This is a genomic window from Janthinobacterium paucivorans (assembly GCF_051380805.1).
In the GTDB taxonomy this organism is placed as follows: domain Bacteria; phylum Pseudomonadota; class Gammaproteobacteria; order Burkholderiales; family Burkholderiaceae_D; genus Janthinobacterium; species Janthinobacterium lividum_D.
Genome location: NZ_JBNYXR010000004.1, coordinates 52445 through 74344 on the forward strand (window position 1 = coordinate 52445; position 21900 = coordinate 74344).

General features: G+C 60.2%; 24 protein-coding genes. 9 read left to right on the forward strand and 15 right to left on the reverse strand.

Annotated elements, in window-relative coordinates:
- Window positions 1-60: 60 nt before the first annotated feature.
- From ampD to ACQ4V8_RS06375, 9 genes are all read right to left on the reverse strand, one after another.
- Window positions 61-672, reverse strand: coding sequence for a 1,6-anhydro-N-acetylmuramyl-L-alanine amidase AmpD (gene ampD, locus ACQ4V8_RS06335; RefSeq protein ID WP_010401347.1), 612 nt, complete (start codon window positions 670-672; stop codon window positions 61-63).
- Entirely contained in the window at window positions 672-1745 is a 1074-nt protein-coding gene (locus ACQ4V8_RS06340; RefSeq protein WP_436571095.1) for a sigma-54 interaction domain-containing protein, read from the reverse strand. The genes ampD and ACQ4V8_RS06340 overlap by 1 nt, the downstream gene beginning before the upstream one ends.
- A 112-nt stretch (window positions 1746-1857) precedes the next feature.
- Complete coding sequence (locus ACQ4V8_RS06345; protein ID WP_010401352.1) at window positions 1858-2121, reverse strand: PP0621 family protein; 264 nt, start codon at window positions 2119-2121, stop codon at window positions 1858-1860.
- Window positions 2118-2921, reverse strand: coding sequence for a cytochrome C assembly family protein (locus ACQ4V8_RS06350; RefSeq protein ID WP_010401354.1), 804 nt, complete (start codon window positions 2919-2921; stop codon window positions 2118-2120). Before ACQ4V8_RS06350 ends, ACQ4V8_RS06345 begins: the two co-directional genes overlap by 4 nt.
- A 408-nt stretch (window positions 2922-3329) precedes the next feature.
- Window positions 3330-4319 carry an ABC transporter substrate-binding protein gene (locus ACQ4V8_RS06355; protein WP_436571096.1) on the reverse strand — a complete coding sequence of 330 codons (990 nt, stop codon included), beginning with the start codon at window positions 4317-4319 and terminating at the stop codon, window positions 3330-3332.
- Between the two features lie 176 nt (window positions 4320-4495).
- Window positions 4496-4837 (reverse strand): DUF3325 domain-containing protein, encoded by a 342-nt coding sequence (locus ACQ4V8_RS06360; RefSeq protein WP_436571097.1) that lies wholly within the window; start codon window positions 4835-4837, stop codon window positions 4496-4498.
- On the reverse strand, window positions 4834-6468 hold the full coding sequence (locus tag ACQ4V8_RS06365) for a PepSY-associated TM helix domain-containing protein (protein WP_436571162.1): 1635 nt from the start codon (window positions 6466-6468) through the stop codon (window positions 4834-4836). The genes ACQ4V8_RS06360 and ACQ4V8_RS06365 overlap by 4 nt, the downstream gene beginning before the upstream one ends.
- 59 nt (window positions 6469-6527) lie before the next feature.
- Complete coding sequence (locus tag ACQ4V8_RS06370) at window positions 6528-6809, reverse strand: hypothetical protein (RefSeq protein ID WP_010401367.1); 282 nt, start codon at window positions 6807-6809, stop codon at window positions 6528-6530.
- A 136-nt stretch (window positions 6810-6945) separates the two neighbouring features.
- Window positions 6946-7113: a hypothetical protein gene (locus tag ACQ4V8_RS06375; protein ID WP_157998769.1), complete on the reverse strand. Its 168-nt coding sequence runs from the start codon at window positions 7111-7113 to the stop codon at window positions 6946-6948.
- A 307-nt stretch (window positions 7114-7420) separates the two neighbouring features.
- Here ACQ4V8_RS06375 and ffh point away from each other — a divergent pair, with 307 nt between their 5' ends.
- Together ffh and ACQ4V8_RS06385 are read left to right on the forward strand one after the other, a co-directional pair.
- Entirely contained in the window at window positions 7421-8788 is a 1368-nt protein-coding gene (gene ffh, locus ACQ4V8_RS06380) for a signal recognition particle protein (protein WP_010401368.1), read from the forward strand.
- 355 nt (window positions 8789-9143) lie between these two features.
- Window positions 9144-9542, forward strand: coding sequence for an SWIB/MDM2 domain-containing protein (locus ACQ4V8_RS06385; protein WP_010401369.1), 399 nt, complete (start codon window positions 9144-9146; stop codon window positions 9540-9542).
- Window positions 9543-9706: 164 nt separating this feature from the next.
- Here ACQ4V8_RS06385 and ACQ4V8_RS06390 read toward each other — a convergent pair whose 3' ends face one another.
- Entirely contained in the window at window positions 9707-10324 is a 618-nt protein-coding gene (locus tag ACQ4V8_RS06390; protein ID WP_010401370.1) for a lytic transglycosylase domain-containing protein, read from the reverse strand.
- Window positions 10321-12060 (reverse strand): proline--tRNA ligase, encoded by a 1740-nt coding sequence (locus ACQ4V8_RS06395; RefSeq protein ID WP_010401371.1) that lies wholly within the window; start codon window positions 12058-12060, stop codon window positions 10321-10323. The genes ACQ4V8_RS06390 and ACQ4V8_RS06395 overlap by 4 nt, the downstream gene beginning before the upstream one ends.
- A gap of 204 nt (window positions 12061-12264) precedes the next feature.
- Here ACQ4V8_RS06395 and ACQ4V8_RS06400 point away from each other — a divergent pair, with 204 nt between their 5' ends.
- Window positions 12265-12897, forward strand: coding sequence for an RNA pyrophosphohydrolase (locus ACQ4V8_RS06400; RefSeq protein WP_010401372.1), 633 nt, complete (start codon window positions 12265-12267; stop codon window positions 12895-12897).
- A gap of 100 nt (window positions 12898-12997) precedes the next feature.
- On the opposite strand, the gene mqo is transcribed toward ACQ4V8_RS06400, so the two are convergent.
- Together mqo and ACQ4V8_RS06410 are read right to left on the reverse strand one after the other, a co-directional pair.
- On the reverse strand, window positions 12998-14596 hold the full coding sequence (mqo, locus tag ACQ4V8_RS06405) for a malate dehydrogenase (quinone) (RefSeq protein WP_043462760.1): 1599 nt from the start codon (window positions 14594-14596) through the stop codon (window positions 12998-13000).
- Complete coding sequence (locus tag ACQ4V8_RS06410) at window positions 14589-14855, reverse strand: hypothetical protein (protein WP_029496672.1); 267 nt, start codon at window positions 14853-14855, stop codon at window positions 14589-14591. Before ACQ4V8_RS06410 ends, mqo begins: the two co-directional genes overlap by 8 nt.
- A gap of 209 nt (window positions 14856-15064) precedes the next feature.
- Here ACQ4V8_RS06410 and ACQ4V8_RS06415 point away from each other — a divergent pair, with 209 nt between their 5' ends.
- Window positions 15065-15487: a DUF1841 family protein gene (locus ACQ4V8_RS06415; RefSeq protein ID WP_010401378.1), complete on the forward strand. Its 423-nt coding sequence runs from the start codon at window positions 15065-15067 to the stop codon at window positions 15485-15487.
- A gap of 157 nt (window positions 15488-15644) precedes the next feature.
- Here the strand turns inward: ACQ4V8_RS06415 and ACQ4V8_RS06420 are convergent, their stop codons facing one another.
- Both ACQ4V8_RS06420 and ACQ4V8_RS06425 read right to left on the reverse strand, forming a co-directional pair.
- Window positions 15645-15986, reverse strand: coding sequence for a c-type cytochrome (locus tag ACQ4V8_RS06420; RefSeq protein ID WP_436571098.1), 342 nt, complete (start codon window positions 15984-15986; stop codon window positions 15645-15647).
- A gap of 11 nt (window positions 15987-15997) precedes the next feature.
- Window positions 15998-16327 carry a c-type cytochrome gene (locus ACQ4V8_RS06425; protein WP_010401382.1) on the reverse strand — a complete coding sequence of 110 codons (330 nt, stop codon included), beginning with the start codon at window positions 16325-16327 and terminating at the stop codon, window positions 15998-16000.
- Between the two features lie 251 nt (window positions 16328-16578).
- Between ACQ4V8_RS06425 and ACQ4V8_RS06430 the strand changes: the two genes are divergently transcribed.
- The 5 genes from ACQ4V8_RS06430 to ACQ4V8_RS06450 all read left to right on the forward strand — a co-directional run bounded on the left by ACQ4V8_RS06430 (window position 16579) and on the right by ACQ4V8_RS06450 (window position 21896).
- Window positions 16579-17448: an AAA family ATPase gene (locus tag ACQ4V8_RS06430; protein WP_070346218.1), complete on the forward strand. Its 870-nt coding sequence runs from the start codon at window positions 16579-16581 to the stop codon at window positions 17446-17448.
- Window positions 17449-17457: 9 nt separating this feature from the next.
- Window positions 17458-18096, forward strand: coding sequence for a GNAT family N-acetyltransferase (locus ACQ4V8_RS06435; protein ID WP_436571099.1), 639 nt, complete (start codon window positions 17458-17460; stop codon window positions 18094-18096).
- Entirely contained in the window at window positions 18090-19259 is a 1170-nt protein-coding gene (locus tag ACQ4V8_RS06440) for a vWA domain-containing protein (RefSeq protein ID WP_436571100.1), read from the forward strand. Before ACQ4V8_RS06435 ends, ACQ4V8_RS06440 begins: the two co-directional genes overlap by 7 nt.
- 318 nt (window positions 19260-19577) lie before the next feature.
- Complete coding sequence (locus ACQ4V8_RS06445) at window positions 19578-20765, forward strand: cation:proton antiporter (protein ID WP_029496673.1); 1188 nt, start codon at window positions 19578-19580, stop codon at window positions 20763-20765.
- Window positions 20766-21896 (forward strand): YbdK family carboxylate-amine ligase, encoded by a 1131-nt coding sequence (locus tag ACQ4V8_RS06450; protein WP_010401392.1) that lies wholly within the window; start codon window positions 20766-20768, stop codon window positions 21894-21896.
- The last annotated feature ends 4 nt before the right edge of the window (window positions 21897-21900 follow it).

The following is a 21900-nucleotide window of genomic DNA, read 5'->3' on the forward strand; positions in this document are numbered from 1 at the left end:
GTTTTCCGGCATCTGTCGGCGTAATTTTTTGTATTTCCAAACACGATTTCGGTTGACTTTTCAGGGCACGGATGGAAAGCCCAATCCCCGCGTAGTAAGCGCTAACGCAGGCTCGCCGCGGGCAGTTTCCAGCCAGCATTCTTGATAATAATGCCAGTCGAAAAATGGTCCCGGGTCCGTCTTCCTCCCCGCTGCAATATGCTCGTGGCCACGCACCTGGGACAAGCCGTAGCGCGCCACCAGCGCCGCCGTCAGCGCTGCCAGGACATGGTATTGCCGCCGCTGGAAAGGTACATCGTCCGCACCTTCCATTTCGATACCGATGGAATAGCCATTGCACTGCGCGCGTCCTTCGAATGTGGACGCGCCAGCATGCCAGGCACGTTGATCAGCGGAAACATATTGCAACAGCGCACCATCACGCCGCACAAAAAAGTGCGCCGAGACCTGCAAGCCACGCAGGTCGGCGAAAGAAGGATGGGCATTATAATCTAGCCGGCCGGTAAACAAGTCGGACACATGCGGTCCGCCAAACTGGCCGCCCGGCAAGCTGATGTTATGGATCACCAGCAAGTCGACTTGCACGCCGTCCGGGCGCGCATCCTGGTGCGGCGAGTCATAGCGCAGTGCGCCGTCGCACCAGCCGTTTTCATCTATCGTCCATGCTGTCATCAAGCTAGCAATTCCTGTATCGTCAATTTCTGCATCCGGTAACGCAGTTGGCGCACGCTCAGCCCCAGCTGGCGCGCCGCCTGTTCGCGGTGATAGCGCGCCTGTACCAGCGCCTGCAAGATCATGTCGCGCTCGGCCTGGCGCAAATACATGTCAAGCGGCAAGACCGGGACAACGCCGGAGAGCGCCATGCCGGGCAAGCACAGTTGCCGCTCAGACACTACCGGCGGCAATGCCGTCCGCGGCGCGGTGATGCCAGCCGAGGACGGCAAGTCCAACCCGTCGAGCGCGATCACGCCGCCATCGGCAAAGGCCAGCGCCCGTTCCAGCATATTTTCCAGTTCGCGCACATTGCCGGGAAACGCATACGCGGCCAGGGCCGCCAGTACCGGCGGCGTCAGGCTCACACCCTGGCCTGGTGCCAGACGCGCCAGGATGGCTTCACATAATACCTGCAGATCGCCGCGCCGCTCACGCAGCGATGGCAGCGCCAGTTCGATGACATTCAGGCGGTAAAACAGATCCTGGCGGAACGTGCCGGCGGCCACGCCGCGCCCCAGGCCGTGCTGGCTGGCGCACAGGATACGCACATCAATGGCTTCGTCGCTACTGCCGCCGAGCTTGCGCACGCGGCGCTCCTGCAGCACGCGCAACAGCTTCACTTGCATGGCCAGCGGCAAGTCATCGACTTCATCGAGCAGCAAACTGCCGCCGTTGGCAGCCTGGAACAATCCTTCACGCTCGTGCAGCGCGCCCGTATAGGCACCCGGCCGGCAGCCGAAGAATTCAGCTTCCATCAGCGCTTCGGGAATGGCACCACAGTTGACGGCGATAAACGGCAAGCTGGCGCGCGCACCCTGCGCGTGGATGGCGCGTGCCGCCAGTTCCTTGCCCGTGCCCGATTCACCTCGGATGGCCACCGGCGCGCCGCAGCGTGCGATACGCCCGATCTGCGCGCGCAGCGCCTGCATGGGCAGCGAATTGCCACATAGTTGCGGCACCGATGGCAAGGCGCCAGCGGCCACCTTGCCGGCGGCGGTCGCGGACTGCGCACTGGGGCTGGGGCTGGGCATGGAAGAGCGCACCTTTCTGCAATGGCGATGGGGAACCGCTTGCTGCAGATGCTACGCCGGACAGCTGCCGGAGGACGTCACGATACGCATGCGCAATGCAGCGCGCTTGCCCTTACAGCGTGGCGTGCGCGTGGCTGCAGTAATCGTGGCCCTTGGCCTGCACATTTTCGGACGCTGGATAGTACACGCCGCAATGGGCGCAACACAGCATCAGCTCGGCATCCGGCAATTGCTGTGGCCGACCCGGCGGCGTAAATGGATTCGATTGCGGTTGCGGTTGCTGCGCGCGGGCGCGCTGCTGCATGCCGCGCAGCTTGCTGCGGATAGCAAACAGCACCAGAAACACCAGCGCCAGCCAGAATAAAACTCGTGTCATGCGTATCCTCGGTGTAAAACCACTTCCAGTACAAAACGGCTACCGACATAGGCCAGCAGCAAGGTGGCGAAACCGGCCAAAGTGAAGCTCAAGGCCGTCTTGCCGCGCCAGCCGCGAAAGCGGCGCCCTGCCAGCAGGGCGGCAAACAGCAGCCACGACAGCATGGTAAACACGGACTTGTGATCCCAGTTGAGCGCCTTGCCAAATAATTGTTCGGAAAACACGATGCCCGACAGCACGGTCAGGCTGAGCAGGATGAAGCCCAGGCCGATCATGCGGAACAGCAACTTTTCCATCGTCAGCAGCGCTGGCAGCTGATCCAGCGCGCTGCCGATGAAGCCACGGCTTTCGCTGCGCGTATGCAGGCGCGATTCCTGCAGCGCCATGAGCACGGCGTGAAAAGCCGCTATCGTCAAGGTGCTATAGGCCAGCACCGCCACGGCAATATGCCAACCGAAGACGGCGGACTTGCCTTCCATGCTGACCTGGCTGCCAGGAAAGACCCAGGCCAGGCCGAGGGCGATGACGGCGCTGGGCATGACCATGCGGCGCAGTCCGTCCAGGCTGAAATTACGGTTCTCTAACCAGTAGGTGCCCACCGAAACCCATAGAGCGGCCGACAGCATGGCCGAAAAGCCGAAACGCAAGGTGCCCGGCGCCATCAGGTCGAACCACAGGGTGATGGCGTGCGCCAGCCAGGCGAGCCCGGTCAGACCGGTAATGAGCCGGGCACGGGATGAGGGAAGCACCGCGCACGCCGCGTACAACAGGGCGGCGATGAAAAAGAAATAGATCTGCATAGTTTAAGTTTACACCATAGCCGACAAGCGCGATTCAAGCGACAGCCCGGATGACAGGCATTGCGCCGCCAGCCCATGCTGCAAGCCTGCCATGATATCGCGCCTGAGGCGCAACGGGGTAACACCCCTCAAGATTTCGGCAATCTTTCTTCTGATACACTTTTCCACAGTGCAGCAACGTTGCCATGATGATCAGCCTATCCTCTATGCACAAGCAGATCGTGCAAGACAATGACGGCGCATCATCACGCACCAGCACAAGAACGGCGATGCACTGACGCGTATCGATACGCTGAGCTTCAGGCAGTCCCAAAAAAGCTCGATGGGCTTTCACGCGCCAAGGGCGCTGGCCGATCAAAACACCGCCGCAACATGGCTGGCACGGCGGTGTTTGGATGGTTTCCTGATTTACTTGACATTCAGGCTCTTTTTCGCTTGCTCCAGCAAGTCCGTCTTGACCCAGTCCTTGGCCACGGGCGGCTTCGTCATGCGGCCCACGCCCGTTTTTACCATCACATCGGTGGTCACCTGGATATGTTCGGGCGAAATATCATACGAATACGGCGAATTGCTGATCGCATCGTCGAAATCATCTTTCGTGATTTGACCGCGGAACACGACTTCGCGCACATACTTTTCCGCCGTCGCCTTATTGTCAATAAAGGTCTTGGTGGCTTCGACGAAGCAGCGCATGAATTTTTCCGCCACGGGACGGCGTTCCTTGTAAAACTTTTCCGTCATCACCATGGTACGCACGGGTTCGCCGATCGGCGTGTCGTACGGTTTGATGACTTCGCTGCCAAAGCCCTTGTTGATCGCCTGCGACGATTGCGGCTCCGACTGCATCATGGCATCGATATTGTTGCCCATCAGCGCCTGGTTCAAATCAGCGTAGGCGAGGAACACCAGTTGCACATCCTTGCCCTTGGTTTCGGAATACGTCAGGCCCGCTTGCGACAGCTCGGCCAACAGCAGCACTTCCTGAATGCCGCCGCGCGTCACGCCGACGCGCTTACCCTTCAGATCCTTCACGCTGGCGATCTTTTGCCCCGTGCCCCCGACCAGGCGCGCGCCGCCCTTGGCAAAACCGGCCACCACATAGATGGGCGCACCGCTGGCGCGCCCGGAGATGGCCGCCTCGGACGCCGTCGCCCCCACGTCCAGCTCGCCCGCAATGATGGCCTGCATCACATCGAGTCCCTTGGCAAAGATATGCTCTTCGACCTTGATGCCGCACTTGGGTGCGATTTCCTTGATATACGACACGGCACCGTAATGGGCGAATTTCAAATTACCCAGGCGCACGACTTCCTGCGCCTGGGCCTGGATAGCAACTGCGCTGAACGCCAGCATGAGGGCGGCGGCGATACCGGTCTTCAAGGTCAATTTCTTTTGCATCGAATTCTCCTGTGGTGGTTGGTGTGTGCCCGCATGGACAAACCTGCGCGTAACACTGCATTTTTATTCTGCCTAGATAGTACCGTGTGTTAGAGACAGGATAATATTTTTTACGCTGGCCAACCCGGCGCCAGGCAAGACCCAGGCCATCGTCGCGCATGCGGTGGCGCTGAACATCACGGTAGCAACGTCACCAGAGCTGCCAGCGCGGCGACTGCTGCCAGCAAGGAACTACGTAACAGCAAGCGGGGCGCATATGGCAGCAGCAGGGCCACCAGCAGCGCCCCGGCACCGATGCATCCGAGCCAGGCGACCAGGCCGACGGTGGCGCTCCAGCCGGCCACGCATGGCCAGATGGCCAGTGCCAGCAACAGTGCGCCGGTCAATTGCAGCACGCGCCGCACCTTGGGCGCCGCGTCGCGGCCCCATACCTGACCGTGATGGCGATCCATCGCCAGCGAAAGGCTGGCCATGCCCGCATACGACAGGCCCAGTGCACACAGGATAGTGTTGTTCATGACTGCCCTTGCGTAGTCACTTGCAGGCTGGACGATGGCGCAGCGCTTTCCTTGGCTGCGCTCTTGCTGACCGCCTTGCGCTTGTGGACTTTCCACGCGCCCCAGGCGGCCAGCAGGCCGAAGGCCATGCTGGCCAGTTCCACGCCGGCGCTTTCCCAGTCGCCGCGCGCCACCTGCGCCGCCAGATTGTCGCCCGTGCTCAATACATTCAGCACCGGCAGCAGCAGGCATAGCACGGCCAGCAAGCACAACTGCTCGATCCAGGCGCGCTTTTCGGCGCGCAGGCAGGCGTGCACCAACATCAGGAGCCACACGCCGAAGAAGGCGCGCACTTCCCAGCCGGCGCGCTGTTCGAGGCCGATGGGGATCAAACGGTTGGCCCACAGGAAGCCCACACAGGCAATGGCCAGGCCGGCAATCGCCGCCACGTTGAGGCATTCAATCACGCGGTACACGCGCTGCGTGCAGGCGCCGAACTCGGCGCCGGCCTTCTGGCGCCGCTTGACCAGGAACAGGATGGCACCCGTGCCCATCATGGCCGTGCCGGCCAAGCCGCAGACAAAATACAGCCAGCGCATCGGCGTACCGCCGAAACCGACCATATGCAGGTTAGACATGACGGAGCGCGTCAAGCCCGCGCCGCCCGTGTCCGACTCGCCCGGCAAGCGCACGGCAACTTGCTCGCCCGTAGCCAGCGCATAGCAGGCACGGCCCGTATTGGCGCTCAGGCGCGTCAGCAATTCAGCGTCTTCATTCCAGCCATACATGCATACGCGCATGGAGGCGTCATTTGGATTGTCCAGCACCACGGCGCGGATATCCTGGCCGATGGCTTGCTCGGCGCGCAGCGCGAACGATTCCAGCGCGGGAATGGCCAGCGGCTGCCCTGTCTTGACGGGTTTTCCCGCATCGTTCCAGTCGGCCAGGAAGGCTTTCTTGGCATTGTCCATGCCATATTGCACCACCACGGGGGCCGGCACATAGTCATCGCTGAAAAATGCCAGGCCCGTATAGGCGATCATGCACTGGAACGGTAACGTCAGCACCGCCACCGCATTGTGTGCGTCGAGCCAGGAACGCTGGCCCTTGGCCGGGCGAAAGGTGAAGAAATCCTTGAAGATGCGCTTGTGCGTGATGACGCCGCTCACCAGCGCCACCAGCATGATCATGCTGGTGATGCCGACGATCCACACGCCGATGCGTCCCGCGTGCAGCGCGTAGTGGAAATCGACGAAATGGTGGCCGCCGATGGTATCGCGCTGCGTTGCCGCGCGCGCCTGTTTGACGATGGCGCCCGTCAAGGGATCGAGGTCGGCCGAGCCATAGCCGCCGCTGGGCTGGAACCAGTAGGCGGACAGGCCGTGGCCCGGGCGCTGCACGGGCCAGATTTCCCACATATCCGCCTTCGGGTGCTGCTTCGCCATGAAATCGAGCGCCAGTTCCAGGCGGTGCGCGCGGTCCGTGACCTTGGGCAGCGCTGGGTCGTGCGCGCGCGATGCCTCTTCCAATGCGTGTTCAGGCGTCATCCAGTGGCCGATCGGGTCGTCGAAGACGGCCAGGGTGCCGGTCAGAAAAATGGCGAACAACAGCCAGGAAATCCACAGGCCGCTCCAGGTATGCAGCCAGGCCATGGCCTGGCGCAAACCGCCCTGCTGTGGCGTTTTGACCACCTTATCGACCTTGACGGCGTTCAAGCGGCACCTCGCGACAGCAGCAGGCCAATGCCGCCGCAGACGATGGCCGGCAGCAGCATGCCGAGCCAGGCGCGGCGCAGGTCCGGCACGGCAAAGACCCAGATCACGGCGCAGGTGTAGACGACGAAGGCGCTCAGAGTCGCTGTCAGCACAGCTTCGGCGCGCGACAGCGGCAGCACGGCCGACAGCAGCACAGCCACGCCGGACGTGAGCGCATAGCCGCCAAAGACGGCGGCAAGCACGCGCGAGAACAACAATATGTGGGCCGCTTTCATCATCGCGGTGCGACCGGTGCCATACGCCCGCTGCCGCCATCGCCGGCCAGATTGAACTGCACATCCATAAACCATGCATCCTTCATCAAGATAGGTCATTCAACAGTGATTATTGACAGTTGGTAGTTCAAGCTCAGCATCAGGTTGCGCGGCGTGCCAGCAGATTGCCGAAGACAGTCGAGCAAATGCTCTGGCCATCATGCTTGTCGAGCGCATTGCTGACGTTCAGGCGCAGCGCGGCGCCGCTGTTGAACTCCTTGCCGAGATTGGACGGACCGCTGTCGCGCGACAGCGTGCGGCGACACATCGGTATCGGCGGCCGACATGGCATCGCTTTCCGGTCAAGCGCGGCATACATTTAAATGCAAATGAGAATTATTACTATTCTAACCGCGTCTTTGGCTTTCGTGCAATCGTGACATTGACAGAAATACCAACTAATTCAAAAGCAGACCAGGCGCCAGGCAGTGCAGCGCAGGACCGCCAGGGCCCCGCGATGGAGTAAAATGGCGCCCATCGTCCGGTTCAGAACCTCCCCCAGCAGATGCATCCATCTCCTGCCGGGTCAGGCTCTTAGCACCGCCCACTCCCAAGCTTTTCATTGCAGGTTCATGATGCTAGATAATCTCACCCAACGGCTTGCCAAAGTCGTCAAGACCATGCGCGGCGAGGCGCGCCTGACCGAAGCGAACACCGCCGACATGCTGCGCGAAGTGCGCCTGGCGCTGCTCGAAGCCGACGTCGCCCTGCCCGCCGTGCGCGAATTCATCGCCAAAGTCAAAGAAAAAGCCATGGGCGAGGATGTTATTTCCTCGCTCACGCCAGGCCAGGCCCTGGTCGGCGTGGTGCAGCGCGAGCTGGCCGCCCTGATGGGCGCCGACCTGGGACCGGAAGCGTCGCAGATCAGCTTTGCGCAGCAACCGCCCGCCATCATCCTGATGGCCGGTCTGCAAGGTGTGGGTAAAACCACCACCGTCGGCAAGCTGGCAAAATATCTGAAGGAAGAAAAGAAGAAGAAAGTGCTGACCGTTTCGGCCGACGTGTATCGTCCTGCCGCGATCGCCCAGCTGCAATCGGTCACCGCCCAGGTGGGCGCCGACTTCTTCCCCTCTTCCAGCACCGACAAGCCGGTCGATATCGCCCTCGCTGCGCTGGACTGGGCGAAAAAGCATTACCACGACGTCCTGATCATCGATACGGCAGGCCGTCTGGGTATCGACGAAGAAATGATGCGCGAAATCGCTGCCGTCCACAGCGCCGTGAAACCGATCGAAACCCTGTTTGTCGTCGACGCCATGCTGGGCCAGGACGCGATCAATACGGCGAAAGCGTTCAACGATGCACTGCCGCTGACCGGCATCGTGCTGACCAAGCTCGATGGCGATGCACGCGGCGGTGCCGCCCTGTCGGTACGCCACATTACGGGTAAGCCAATCAAGTTTGCCGGTGTCTCGGAAAAACTCGACGGCCTGGAAGCATTTGACCCGACCCGCATGGCCAACCGCATCCTGGGCATGGGCGACATCCTCGCCCTGGTGGAAGAAGCGCGCAAGGGCGTCGACAGCAAGGCTGCGGCCGACCTGGCGCAAAAGATCAAGGTCGGCGGCAAGTTCGACATGAACGACTTCAAGGCGCAACTGGGGCAAATGAAGAAAATGGGCGGCATGGCCAACCTGATGGATAAGCTGCCAGCGCAGTTCCAGCAGGCGGCAGGCGGCAAGAACATGGATCAAGCCGATAAACAGGTGCGCCGCATGTGCGGCATCATCGATTCGATGACGCCGCAGGAGCGCGCCAAGCCTGAACTGATCAAGGCTACGCGCAAGCGCCGCATCGCCGCCGGCGCCGGCGTGCAAGTGCAGGAAGTGAACCGCATGCTGACGCAATTCGAGCAAATGCAGACGATGATGAAGAAATTGTCCGGCGGCGGCATGATGAAGATGATGCGTTCCATGAAGGGCATGATGCCCGGCATGAGGTAAGGCATCAACACCCGCGTTCGCGCGGATGTTGATGGCCTTCGCGACGCCGCACCAGCATCGCTTGAGACTCAAAAAACACCGTTTCAAATAATGCCGGTTTGCATTCTCCTGCGACCGGCATCCGTTCTTCTCTCCCCCTCAATAGCCCTCGCTGTAGAGTCAGCAAGCATGCCGTTTACGGGCAAAAACACGCTTCTGTGCTCCTGCGCGGTGCGCCCGGGCGACAGCATCGCCATTTAGCTGCTTTTTCCTCGTAAAAACGTGAAAAACACTTGCGTACAAGGTCAATCCACACCAATATTAGCCGTGCGATTAATTGCGCAATTTCCCATGTGTTTGTTAAGGAGGCTCGAAGATGGCAACAGCCAAAAAAACCCCAGTAGCAGCGCCAGCCAAAGCGGCCGCAGCAGCCAAGCCTGCCGCCGCCAAAAAAGCAGCACCCGCAGCCAAAGCAGCAGCTAAACCAGCAGCGGCAAAGAAAGCGGCAGCACCGGCAACACCACGCAAGCCAAACGCAGCATTCATGAAAGCAATGACGCCATCGAAAGAGCTGGCCGCCGTTGTTGGCGCAGCACCACTGCCGCGCACGGAAGTGACCAAAAAGGTATGGGATTACATCAAAAAACTCGATCTGCAAGATCCGGCCAACCGCCGCATGATCAATGCGGACGACAAGCTGAAAGCTGTTTTCAGCGGCAAAGCCCAAGTCTCCATGTTTGAAATGACGAAACTGATTTCCGATCATTTGAAATAATCAGATACCCGCCGGCCCTATCCCGAGCGAGTGCCCCGTAGCTGATTCAGCGAGCGGGGCATTTTTTTGGGGTCAGACTCTCAACACCGTTTGCTGGGGTCAGACCCTCAACACCGATAACACAGAGCTTTGCGCCAACGCTGCCGGGGGTCTGACCCCAGCCTTCATCTGAACTCCCACTGTTTCCACGCCGCCAGCACGGCATTCGGATACTCTGCCCGCCCCCGGCTGCCGTTATACCGCCCCAGCGCCAGGTACAAATCCCCGCGTTCCATATCCAGGTACATGCGCAAGATCGCGCAGCCATAGCGCAAATTCGTTTGCATGTGGAATAGCTTGCTGCGGTCACTGTCGCCGATGACGCCCGTCCAGAATGGCATGACCTGCATGTAGCCGCGTGCGCCAGCCAGCGAGACAGCATATTTGCGGTAGGCCGATTCCACCTGGATCAGGCCCAGCACCAGGGCCGGTTCCAGGCCAGCGCGGCGCGCTTCATACCATACCGTTTCCAAAAATTCCGTGCGCAGCTGCGCGTCCGGCAGCTTGCGTTGCAGGCGTTGCGACATTTGCGCCAGCCATTGCTGGTAGCGCTGCAGTTCGATGGGTGTGGCAAATTTGGGTTGCGGCGGGCGCTCATCGCGAATCGCGTGCGACAAGGCCAGGCGGACGGAGTCGGCCAGCGCCTCCTCTTTCTGCTTGCCGGCCTGCGCCGGGAAAGCGCAGGCCAGGCCGGCGGCCAGCGCGAGCGCGCCAGCCACCTTGCTTACTGATGGACGCTTCACTGCGCCATTTTGCCCTGGATGAAGGCGACGATCTCGTCCGGTGCCACGCCCGATGCTTCGGTGTCGCGGCGGCCCTGGTATTCAAGCTTGCCTTCTTTCAAGCCACGTTCGCCGATGACGATGCGGTGTGGCACGCCGATCAATTCCCAGTCTGCAAACATGGCGCCAGGACGCAGGCCGCGATCATCGACGATAACGTCCACGCCAGCGCCTTGCAGGGCCGCGTACAGCTTCTCCGTCTCTTCCTTGACCATCTCGCTGCGGTCCATGCCCATCGGGCACAGCACCACCTCGAATGGGGCGATCGATGCCGGCCAAATGATGCCCTTGTCATCGAAGTTCTGTTCGATGGCAGCGCCCAGGATGCGCGTCACGCCGATGCCGTAGCAACCCATCTGCAGTGGCGCAGGCTTGCCATTCTCGTCGAGGAAAGTGGCTTTCATGCTTTCCGAGTACGCCGTGCCCAGCTGGAACACGTGACCCACTTCGATGCCGCGCTCAATCGCCAGCACACCCTGGCCGTCCGGCGAGGCGTCGCCGGCGACGACATTGCGCAAGTCAGCCACGATGGCTGGCTCGGCTACATCGCGACCCCAATTGGCACCCGTGTAATGGAAACCGGCGTCATTCGCACCGCAAACGAAGTCGCTCATGTGGGCGACCGTGCGGTCCGCCACCACGGTGACCGGTGCTTTGGTGCCGATCGGGCCCAGGTAGCCAGGAATGGTGCCGTAGACTTCCAGGATTTCCGCTTCCGTCGAGAAACGGTGACCGGCCAGGCCGGCAACCTTGCTCACCTTGATCTCGTTCAATTCATGGTCGCCGCGCAGCAGCAGCATGAAATGCTGTTTCGTCACTTTCTCGTCCTTGCCCGTGGTTTCCACCGTCAGGGCGATGGTTTTCACGGTCTGCGACAAAGCCATGCCCAGCAGGGCCGCTACGCTTTCGCACTTGACGGTATCGGGCGTGGCCGTTTTGCTCAGTGCCTGGGTAGCGGCAGGACGCTCGCCCGCTGGCGCCAGCGCTTCAGCCGCTTCCATATTGGCGGCGAAATCGGAGGTCGGGCAATACACGAGCGCGTCTTCACCCGTGTGGGCAATAACGTGGAATTCGTGCGAACCGGAACCGCCGATGGCGCCATTGTCGGCCGCCACGGCGCGAAATTTCAGGCCGAAACGGGTGAAGATGCGCGTGTAGGCATCAAACATGACCTTGTATGACGCTTGCATGCCGGCCAGGTCGCGGTCGAAGGAATAGGCGTCCTTCATGGTGAATTCGCGGCCACGCATCAGGCCAAAACGTGGACGACGCTCGTCGCGGAATTTGGTCTGGATATGATAAAAGTTCAGCGGCAACTGGCGGTAGGACTTGATTTCCGTGCGCACGACGTCGGTGATGACTTCTTCTGATGTCGGCTGGATCGCGTATTCGCGGCCGTGGCGGTCTTTCACGCGCATCAGTTCATCGCCCATCTTGGTCCAGCGGCCCGTCTCCTGCCACAGTTCGGCTGGCTGTACCAGCGGCATCAGCAATTCGATGCCGGCGGCTTTGTTCATCTCGTCACGGATGATGGCTTCCACCTTGCGAATCACGCGCAAGCCCATCGGCATGTAAGTGTAGATGCCGGAACCGAGGCGTTTGATCATGCCTGCACGCATCATCAATTGGTGGCTGACGATTTCCGCGTCGGAAGGTGCATCTTTAAGTGTGGAAATAAAAAAACGGGAGGCGCGCATAACGGTGAATTCTTTTTAAAAAGAGAGGGTTATAATCAACCTAATTTTAAAGGATTAGCTGGCTGATGCGTCCATACTTTACACAAATGCGCTCAATTGGTGCGATTCCGGCGCTTTTCTCACCCCGAAAAGGTCACCGGCTTGCGAAGTTGTGGGTAATTACGTAAATAAGGACGCTCTGTCGCAGAAAGTTTGAGGTGCATTATGCTCGACCGTGAAGGGTTTCGGCCCAACGTCGGCATCATCCTGCTAAACGCCCAGAACGAGGTGTGGTGGGGCAAGCGGGTGCGCGAGCACTCATGGCAGTTTCCGCAAGGCGGTATCAAATATGGCGAAACACCGGAACAAGCCATGTTTCGCGAACTTGAAGAGGAAATCGGACTCAGACAGGAACACGTCAAAATTGTCGGCCGCACCCGCGACTGGCTGCGCTATGAAGTGCCAGACCACTTCATCAAGCGCGAGATTCGCGGCCACTACCGTGGCCAAAAGCAGATTTGGTTTCTGCTGAGAATGTGCGCGCGCGATAACGACGTCAATCTGCGCCTGACCGACCATCCCGAGTTCGACGCCTGGCGCTGGCATGAATACTGGGTCCCGCTCGATGTCGTCATTGAATTTAAACGCGATGTGTACCAGCGCGCCTTGCAGGAGCTGTCGCGCTTCCTGACTTGGCCCGCGCATGGCAACGCACAGCAAGCGCAGCGCCACACCTCGCGCTACCTGCGCCAGCCCCATGCACCACGGGCGCAGGATGCTGTGGCACTGGTCAAGCCTTGCGACGGCATTGCCGCCGATGGGTGCATGCCGGAGCTGCTCTTGCCGGGCAAGGTCTAGCCCAGCGCGATGAACGCACTTTCCCACGCAAAATGGGCAGCCTGAACAGGCTGCCCATTTTTACATTCCGGCAAAGAACTTTTTTGCCGGTCAGACTGACTTAGTTTGCCGCCGGCGCTGGCGCAGTAGCGGGAACATCGAGCGTAATCGCTTTCAAGCCCAGGATGTCGCTGCTGTAGTGGCGGATCTTGTTGGCCAGAGCCGGGTCACTATTCAACTTTTGGCCATACGACGGCACCATTTCCACCATCTTGGCTTGCCATTCCGGTGTCGCCAGGCGGCTCTTGAATGCCGTTTGCAGCACCTTGATCATGATAGGCGGCGCGGTCGAGGCACCGGGCGAGGCACCCAGCAGGGCGACGATGCTGCCATCGGCAGCGCCGACGACTTCCGTGCCGAACTGCAGCAAACCGCCTTTGACAGGATCATCTTTGACGATCTGCACGCGCTGGCCCGCGTTTTGCAAGGTCCAGTCTTCCATCTTGGCATTCGGCAGATATTCACGCAGGGTCTTCAAACGGTCTTCCGGCGTGTTCATGACTTGCTCGACCAGATATTTCGTCAACGGAATATTGTCATAGCCGGCTTGCAGCATGGGTTTCACATTGCCCGCGCCGATAGAGGCAGGCAAGTCGATCCACGAGCCGTTCTTCAGGAACTTGGTCGAGAAAGTGGCAAACGGGCCAAACAACAGCGCTTTCTTGCCATCGATAATGCGCGTATCGAGATGCGGCACGGACATCGGTGGCGAACCGACGGATGCCTTGCCGTAGACCTTGGCCGCATGCGCCGCCACCAGTTCCGGGTTGGTGGTGACCAGCCATTGGCCACCCACCGGCACGCCACCGTAGCCCTTGGCTTCAGCAATGCCCGATTTTTCCAGCAGCGGCAGCGAACCGCCACCGGCGCCGATGAAGACGAATTTGGCGCGCATGGTCTTTTCCTTGCCGGCAGCGAGGTCTTTCACCGTCACGTTCCACACGCCATCGGCGCCGCGCTCGATGTCTTCCACCTGGTGGCGCAGATGCAGGGCCATGCCATGACTGTCCGTCAGGTATTTCACCAAGCCGCGCGTGAGGTTGCCGAAATTGACGTCGGTACCGATTTCCATGCGCGTCGCCGCCACTTTCTGGCCCTTGTCGCGCCCTTGCATGATCAGCGGCGCCCATTGCTCGATCTGTGCCTGGTCTTCCGAGTACAGCATGCCCTTGAACAGGTTTTCCTTTTGCAGCGCGGCGTAGCGCTTCTTCAAAAAGGCGATATTGTCATCGCCCCAGACAAAGGCCATGTGCGGCACATTGTTGATGAAGGTCTGCGGTGCGCCCAGGTGCTTGTTGGCTACCTGATAGGCCCAGAATTGCTTGGAAATTTCAAATTGCTCGTTGATGGCAACGGCTTTTTTCGTCTCGATGCTGCCGTCGGCCGCTTCTGGCGTGTAATTGAGTTCGGCAAATGCCGAGTGGCCAGTGCCCGCGTTGTTCATCGCGTCCGAGCTTTCGGCGGCCACGGAATCGAGGCGCTCGACCATTTCCATCGTCAGCGATGGATCGAGTTCCTTGAGCATGCTGCCCAGGGTGGCGCTCATGGTGCCTGCGCCGATCAGCAGCACGTCGACCGGTTTTTCGGACGAGGCAGGAGGGGTCTTGTTACATGCCGCCAGGATCAGGCACGACATCAAAAGTAATAGCGATTTACGCATACGTAACTCCGTTTATGAATACTGAAGGATGATTCTTGCGCGCCACCGTGGCGACACCATCGCAGCTACCGGCTGATCTGACGAAAAACAGTCTGGCCTGCGGCGCGCCATGGCGGCCGAACAGCTCAATGTCGATGGTGATAGGCATGCTGCCGCGCTCCGGAATATCCCAAGAGCAATATCTGGTGGCAAAGGTGCGGGCAATGGATAGCGCAGACTGCGTTGCCGGCTGAAAAGCCGGCAATGAAATCGCCGTCATGTCCAGTGCGAATATCAAGAGTGGCGATTTTATCACCGTTATTTGGCGCCGCTAGGCCCACACGATAGTGGATAACACTTACTGCAGGGTAATAAATTGCCCCAACTATCGGGGCACGCAAACAGGCGCCAGACGGCAAGCATCCCCGATGCCCTTTGTCTATGTACGCGGTACAATGCCGGCTACCCCTTAGCCAGACTCCTTGAGCCATGTTCAACCCCTCTTCCGACGATGTGCGACGCTTCTTTTGCGAAACATTGCGCAAGCACCGCGCCCATGAAATCCTCACGCCGATGGAAGCCATCGCGCTCGACTGGATCCTCGAACACCCCGAATATGAAGACGCCTTGAGCGACGTCGAAGCGGCACTGGCGCGCGATTACTCCGTCGAAGGCGGACAGGCCAATCCTTTCCTGCACCTGTCCATGCATCTGTCGATCACGGAGCAAGTCCAGGTCGACCAGCCGCGCGGCATCCGCCCGGCAGTGCAGCAACTCACGCAACGCCTCGATTCAGCCCATGCAGCGCAGCACGAAGTGATGGAATGCCTGGGTCAGATGATCTGGGCATCGCAGCGCTCGGGCTTGCCGCCCGATACCGACGCCTACATCGACTGCGTGCGCCGCCGCTAAACCAGGCCAGCGCTGACGCCCTTGCCGGTATCGCTGGCCGAGAGCGAGCGGCTCGGCCGCGCGCCAAGCGCAAGGACAGCATGCGCTTGAACACGGCTATGTTCGATCTCGGCGCGCGCGACGCCGGCTGGCTAAAAACCTGGCGCGGCGCTACAGCTCAGCGGCGCACCACCAGGGTGGTCGGCAGGCTGTGCAGGTAGGCGGCCAGGTCCTTGATGTCTTGGTTGCTCAACGGTTTCACCTGGCCCGTCATGATGGCGTTGTTGCGGCCATTGGCCTTGTCGCCGCGTTTATACGCCGTCAAAGCATGTTCCAGGTAATCCTTGTGCTGGCCCGCCAGTTTTGGATACGATGGATCGATGGGCGAGCCGTAATCCTTGCCGTGGCAGGTCGCGCAGCTGTATTTTTCAGCCAGGGCCTTGCCAGTGTTGATATTGCCGGTGGCGCCGGCGCCGAACGACACCGTGGCGCAAACGAGGGCGGCGAGTAATGTTTTCATCGGGCTAGTCCTCAGTTCGGCTTGGCTTGTTGCGCATAATATGCGGCGACATCGGCGATATCCTGCTCGGACAGGCTGCTGGCGATACCCTTCATGCTGGGATGCTTGCGCTCGCCCTTCTTGTAGGCTAACAGGGCATTTTCGATATATTTTGCCGTCTGGCCGCCGATCATCGGTACCTGGAACACCTCGGGAAAGGTCGCCTTGTAACCGGGAATGCCGTGGCAACCAATACACATCTCCACCTTGGCAGTGGCTGCCTTGGCGTTTCCTACAATGTCAGCCGCTGTGACGGCATTTGCTGTGCCGGCAAGCACGAGAAGTGCAAATATTTTTTTCATAGTGGCAATGTGAACAAAGCTAATCGGAGAAACGCCAGAGCTGGTTTTTATTGATCTTCTCTATTGTATTGACAATTAAGATTGACAATTAAGGTTAACAATTAATCTGCTGCTTGCCGATTCTAGCCAAGATATTCTTGCAAGTCCACCTATAAAACCCGCATTGTCGGCCGGCAAGCACTGGCCATCCGCGTGGCGGTGCGCCACAGTTCTGTTTATACTCAGCATTTCCCTATTTTGGCAGACCGCTCATGCAAGCAAAGCACCCCCAGCAAGGCCAACGCTTCGAAGGTTCCGACAGCTATGTCGCCACCGCCGACCTGAAACTGGCCGTGAATGCGGCGCTGACCCTGCAGCGCCCGCTGCTGATCAAGGGCGAGCCGGGCACCGGCAAGACCATGCTGGCCGAAGAAGTGGCCGCCGCACTGAACATGCCGCTGATGCAATGGCATATCAAATCGACCACCAAGGCGCAGCAGGGCTTGTACGAATACGATGCCGTGTCGCGCCTGCGCGATTCGCAGCTGGGCGACGAGCGCGTGCGCGACATACAGAACTATATCGTCAAGGGCGTGCTATGGCAGGCATTCACAGCGCCCGAGCCGGTGGTGCTGCTGATCGATGAAATCGACAAGGCCGACATCGAATTCCCGAACGACCTGCTGCGTGAACTGGACCGCATGGAATTCTATGTCTATGAAACGCGCGAAATGGTCACGGCGCGCCATCGCCCGCTGGTCATCATCACCTCGAACAACGAGAAGGAATTGCCGGATGCGTTTTTGCGCCGCTGCTTCTTCCATTACATCAAATTCCCGGACAAGGACACGATGGAGCAGATCGTCGCCGTCCACTACCCGCACCTGAAACAGCAATTGCTGGCACAGGCGCTCGACACCTTCTATGCAGTGCGCGACGTGCCGGGCCTGAAGAAAAAACCGTCGACCTCGGAATTTCTCGACTGGCTCAAACTGCTGCTGGCCGAAGACATCCCCTTTGACGCGCTGCGCAGCAACGATAACAAGGCTGTCGTGCCACCGCTGCACGGTGCGCTGCTGAAAAACGAACAGGACGTGCATCTGTTCGAGCGCCTGATGTTCATGTCGCGCACCAACCGCTAAGGAGCGCAGGTGAACGACATCAGCCCGGACAAGGTCTTCGTACCCCTGGAACTGCACGGCATCGCCCTCGAAGCGCTGGCGCCGCACCACGCGCCCGGCTTGCGCGCGGCGGCCACGGATGGCGAACTGTGGAATCTGCGCGTCACCTCGGTGCCGGAACCGGAACAGGTCGACCAGTACATTTTCAAGAGCATCGAAATGCGCCCGGCGCGCTTCGCCTTTGCCGTCATCGACGTGGCCAGCGGCGAGGTGCTCGGCAGCACCAGTTACCACGACGTAGTACCCGCCATAGGCCGCCTGGAAATCGGCTACACCTGGTACGCGAAACGCTGCCAGCGCAGCCACGTCAACACCACCTGCAAATTGCTGCTGCTGGCGCATGCCTTCGACACGCTCGGCTGCGCTCTGGTGGGTTTTCGCACCGATAATTTCAACCATGCCTCGCAGGCGGCCATCGAGCGCCTGGGCGCGAAAAAGGATGGCGTGCTGCGCCACCATGCGCTGCGCCGCGACGGCACCGTGCGCGACACCGTCATGTACAGCATCACGCGCGGCGAGTGGCCGGAAATAGCCGCCCATCTGCGCGACAAGCTGGCGCAGCGCCGCATCGCCGCACTGCCCCGCGCGCAAGGGCAGACGCCATGCTGATCGATTTCTTCTTCACGCTCAAGGACGCAAAGATTCCTGTCTCGATCAAGGAATTTCTGACCCTGCTCGAAGCATTGCAAAAGAATGTCATCGACGCCTCGATGGACGATTTCTACTATCTGTCGCGCCTGACCCTGGTCAAGGACGAAGCCCATTTCGACAAGTTCGACCGCGCATTTGCCCAATACTTCAAGGGTGTCAACGCAGCCTTCGAGACGAACGCGGCGATTCCCCTCGACTGGCTGCTCAAGCGCATGCAGCGCGAGCTGTCCGAAGAGCAGAAGGCGCAGCTGGAAAAATTCGGCTACGACAAGCTGATGGACCGCCTGAACGAACTGCTGAAGGAACAGAAGGAGCGCCACGAGGGCGGCAGCAAGTGGATAGGCACGGGCGGCACGTCGCCGTTCGGCAATGGCGGCACGAATCCGGAAGGCATCCGCATCGGAGGCAAGGGCGGCAACCGCACGGCAGTAAAAGTATGGGAAGCGCGCAGCTACAAGGATTACGACAGCGAGCGCGAACTAGGCACGCGCAACATCAAGGTGGCACTGCGCCGCCTGCGCAAATTCGCGCGCGAAGGTGCGCAAGACGAGCTGGCGCTCGATGCCACCATTGCCGCCACGGCCAACAACGCGGGCTATCTGGACATCAAGATGCGGCCAGAGCGCAAGAACCGCATCAAGGTACTGATGCTGTTCGATGTGGGCGGCAGCATGGACGACCATATCGAGCGCACCGAAGAACTGTTTTCGGCGGCGAAAACGGAATTCAAAAACATGGAGTTCTTTTACTTCCATAACTGCGTCTATGACACCCTGTGGAAGAACAACCGGCGCCGCAACGCCGAGCGTTTTTCCACCTGGGACGTACTGCGCAAGTATGCGCCAGATACCAAGCTGATTTTTGTCGGCGACGCCACCATGAGTCCCTACGAAATCCTGCAGCCGGGTGGTTCGGTCGAATACAACAACGAGGAAGCGGGATCGACATGGCTGGCGCGCTTTACCCAGGCATTCCCCAAATTCATCTGGCTCAATCCCGAGTCGGAGGGCTTGTGGCAGTACCGCCAGTCGATAGGCGTGATACGCCAATTAATGAACAACCGCATGTTTCCCCTCTCGATCGACGGGCTGGAACGGGGCATGCGCCTGCTCAGCAAATAAAGAAATACGCCAAAAAATCCATGGCGGCGGACGGGCCGCCATGGCGCACACTGCGACACTGACCTACCGTGCAGGGCCTGTGCGCCGCGCTCGAGTACTATACGCTGATACCAGCCCTGCCATACCCTAACCTGCTGCATCCTGTGCGCGGCCGCCATGGCCGCGACACTGTTCGATTGCGCACATCGTGCACGCCTTCTGCTCCGGTAGAATCGGCGCATCGCTGTGCGCAAACTATGCACCATCGCTGCACCACGACATGATCGCGCCAGCCTCCATGCTGGCGCTTGGTGCCAGCGCTATTTCAAAGGAATGAGCATGCAAAGTCTGATCTCGATCGCCGCCGACCTGTCCTGGCCATTCGCCATCACCGTGGCCTGGGTGGTGGGCGAATTCGGCCACCGCTGGACTGGCCTGCCGCGCATCAGTTTTTATGGCGTCATCGGCTTCGTCCTGGCGCAAACGCAGGTCGGCATCTTGCCGCAAACGGACGCCGGTCCCATGCTGGTGCTGGCCGACGTGGCCTTCGGCCTGATCCTGTTCGAAGTCGGCTACCGCATCAACCTGCGCTGGCTAAAGAACAACCCGTGGATTGCCGTCACGGGCCTGGCAGAATCCTTGCTGACCTTTGCCGTCGTCTACTTCATCGGTATTGAATTTGGCAGCACCTCGATGACAGCGCTGCTGCTGGCGTCCTTGGCCATGTCCACCTCGCCAGCCACCATCATGCGCGTCATCAACGAAGAACGCAGCTCGGGCCAGGTGACGGAACGCATCGTCCACCTGACGGCGCTGAACTGCGTGTTGGCCGTCTTCACGTTCAACATCATCGTCGGCTTCTGGATGTTCCAGAGCGCCACCGACCTGGTCCAAGCCACTAGCAGCAGCGCCGCCGTGCTGGCCGCCTCGGTCGCCGCCGGCACCGTCTTTGGCATCGTCGTACCGGCCATGCTGCGCCGTCTGGGCAATATGGCGCAGGACGCCACCGTCGCCTTTGCACTGTCGGTGATGCTGCTCGTCGCCCTGACCTATTCCACCAGCCTGTCGCCGCTACTGGCCACCCTCACATTCGGCCTGGTAGCGCGCCACCGCCGCGTCGCCTTCAGCCAGGCGCAGCGTAATTTCGGCGCGCTGGGCGAACTGCTGACGGTGCTGCTGTTCGTGTATGCCGCCTCGACCCTGGAGTGGGCCAGCGTGACGGCCGGCGCGGCCCTGGCCCTGGCCGTCGTCGGCGGTCGCTTGCTGACGAAAGTCGTCGGCGTGGCCGCGTTTTCGCACGTCAGCGGCATTTCCTGGCGCAAGGGCGTGCTGACGGGAATGGCCCTCACGCCCGTTTCCGTCTTCATCATCCTGCTGCTCGAACACGCGCGCCAGCAAGGCGTGAACTTCGGCGACGAATTGAACGCCCTGGCCGCCGTCACGCTGGGCCTGGAACTGGTCGGCCCGGTGCTGGTGCAGCGCGTGCTGATGCTGGCCAAAGAAACCCACGAAATCAAGGAGCGCTAAATGCCACTGGAACCCTTTGGCCAATCGGCCGCGCTGACCTTCGGCGTCGAACTCGAACTGCAACTGGTGAATCTGTCAGACTATGATTTGACGGCAGCGAGCCCCGATCTGCTGCATCTGCTGAACAAGAAACCGTTTCCCGGCAACGTTACGCCGGAAATCACCGAGAGCATGATCGAGATTAACTCTAGCGTGCACACGCATCACGGCCCCCTGCTGGCGCAGTTGCAAGAAATCCGCGACACACTGGTCACGGCCGGCGACAAGCTCAATATCGGCATCGCGGGCGGCGGCACGCACCCGTTCCAGCAATGGTCGTCACAAAAGATCTTCTCCAAGCCGCGTTTCCAGGAAATCTCGGAACTGTACGGCTACCTGGCCAAGCAGTTCACCATCTTCGGCCAGCACGTGCACATCGGATGCGCCTCGGGCGACGACGCCATGTTCCTGCTGCATTCACTGAACCGCTACATCCCCCACTTCATCGCCCTGTCGGCTTCCTCGCCCTACGTGCAAGGACGCGATACGCTGTTCGACTCGGCCCGCCTGAACTCCGTATTCGCCTTTCCCATGAGCGGGCGCGCACCGTTCACCCTCAGCTGGGAACAATTCTCCAACGAATATTTCGCCAAGATGGAGAACACGGGCATCATCAAGAGCATGAAGGACTTTTACTGGGATATCCGTCCCAAGCCGGAATTTGGCACTATCGAACTGCGCGTGTGCGACACGCCGCTGACGGTGGAGCGGGCCGCCGCGCTGGCCGCCTACCTGCAAGCGCTGTGCCGCTACCTGCTCGAACGCCGCGAAACCCCGCCGGTGGAAGACGATTACCTCGTGTATAACTACAACCGCTTCCAGGCTTGCCGCTTTGGCCTCGATGGTGCCATCACGCATCCGAAAACCTACGAGACGATGTCACTGCGCGAAGACATCATGACCACCCTGCGCAAAATGGAACCGCACGCCGAGGCGCTGGGCAGTACGCCAGCCTTGAAACACCTGTCTGAGGTGGCCAAGCAATGGAGCGACGCACAATACCTGCGCAAGCAGCACAGCCTGCAGGGCAGCGCCGAGGGCATGGTCGATGCCGCCATTCGATGTTTTCGCGGTGAGCCCATGAATTACTGACGCT

What these genes read in the sequence shown, in the direction of transcription:
- ampD (WP_010401347.1), bottom strand. Translation starts at nt 672, where the DNA reads ATGACAGCATGGACGATAGATGAAAACGGCTGGTGCGACGGCGCACTG.
- ACQ4V8_RS06365 (WP_436571162.1), bottom strand. Translation starts at nt 6,468, where the DNA reads ATGGCCTGGCTGCATACCTGGAGCGGCCTGTGGATTTCCTGGCTGTTG.
- ACQ4V8_RS06350 (WP_010401354.1), bottom strand. Translation starts at nt 2,921, where the DNA reads ATGCAGATCTATTTCTTTTTCATCGCCGCCCTGTTGTACGCGGCGTGC.
- ACQ4V8_RS06400 (WP_010401372.1), top strand. Translation starts at nt 12,265, where the DNA reads ATGCTCGACCGTGAAGGGTTTCGGCCCAACGTCGGCATCATCCTGCTA.
- ACQ4V8_RS06370 (WP_010401367.1), bottom strand. Translation starts at nt 6,809, where the DNA reads ATGATGAAAGCGGCCCACATATTGTTGTTCTCGCGCGTGCTTGCCGCC.
- ACQ4V8_RS06430 (WP_070346218.1), top strand. Translation starts at nt 16,579, where the DNA reads ATGCAAGCAAAGCACCCCCAGCAAGGCCAACGCTTCGAAGGTTCCGAC.
- ACQ4V8_RS06395 (WP_010401371.1), bottom strand. Translation starts at nt 12,060, where the DNA reads ATGCGCGCCTCCCGTTTTTTTATTTCCACACTTAAAGATGCACCTTCC.
- ACQ4V8_RS06340 (WP_436571095.1), bottom strand. Translation starts at nt 1,745, where the DNA reads ATGCCCAGCCCCAGCCCCAGTGCGCAGTCCGCGACCGCCGCCGGCAAG.
- ACQ4V8_RS06360 (WP_436571097.1), bottom strand. Translation starts at nt 4,837, where the DNA reads ATGAACAACACTATCCTGTGTGCACTGGGCCTGTCGTATGCGGGCATG.
- mqo (WP_043462760.1), bottom strand. Translation starts at nt 14,596, where the DNA reads ATGCGTAAATCGCTATTACTTTTGATGTCGTGCCTGATCCTGGCGGCA.
- ACQ4V8_RS06385 (WP_010401369.1), top strand. Translation starts at nt 9,144, where the DNA reads ATGGCAACAGCCAAAAAAACCCCAGTAGCAGCGCCAGCCAAAGCGGCC.
- ACQ4V8_RS06450 (WP_010401392.1), top strand. Translation starts at nt 20,766, where the DNA reads ATGCCACTGGAACCCTTTGGCCAATCGGCCGCGCTGACCTTCGGCGTC.
- ACQ4V8_RS06440 (WP_436571100.1), top strand. Translation starts at nt 18,090, where the DNA reads ATGCTGATCGATTTCTTCTTCACGCTCAAGGACGCAAAGATTCCTGTC.
- ACQ4V8_RS06425 (WP_010401382.1), bottom strand. Translation starts at nt 16,327, where the DNA reads ATGAAAAAAATATTTGCACTTCTCGTGCTTGCCGGCACAGCAAATGCC.
- ACQ4V8_RS06415 (WP_010401378.1), top strand. Translation starts at nt 15,065, where the DNA reads ATGTTCAACCCCTCTTCCGACGATGTGCGACGCTTCTTTTGCGAAACA.
- ACQ4V8_RS06355 (WP_436571096.1), bottom strand. Translation starts at nt 4,319, where the DNA reads ATGCAAAAGAAATTGACCTTGAAGACCGGTATCGCCGCCGCCCTCATG.
- ACQ4V8_RS06420 (WP_436571098.1), bottom strand. Translation starts at nt 15,986, where the DNA reads ATGAAAACATTACTCGCCGCCCTCGTTTGCGCCACGGTGTCGTTCGGC.
- ACQ4V8_RS06410 (WP_029496672.1), bottom strand. Translation starts at nt 14,855, where the DNA reads ATGACGGCGATTTCATTGCCGGCTTTTCAGCCGGCAACGCAGTCTGCG.
- ACQ4V8_RS06445 (WP_029496673.1), top strand. Translation starts at nt 19,578, where the DNA reads ATGCAAAGTCTGATCTCGATCGCCGCCGACCTGTCCTGGCCATTCGCC.
- ACQ4V8_RS06345 (WP_010401352.1), bottom strand. Translation starts at nt 2,121, where the DNA reads ATGACACGAGTTTTATTCTGGCTGGCGCTGGTGTTTCTGGTGCTGTTT.
- ffh (WP_010401368.1), top strand. Translation starts at nt 7,421, where the DNA reads ATGCTAGATAATCTCACCCAACGGCTTGCCAAAGTCGTCAAGACCATG.
- ACQ4V8_RS06375 (WP_157998769.1), bottom strand. Translation starts at nt 7,113, where the DNA reads ATGTGTCGCCGCACGCTGTCGCGCGACAGCGGTCCGTCCAATCTCGGC.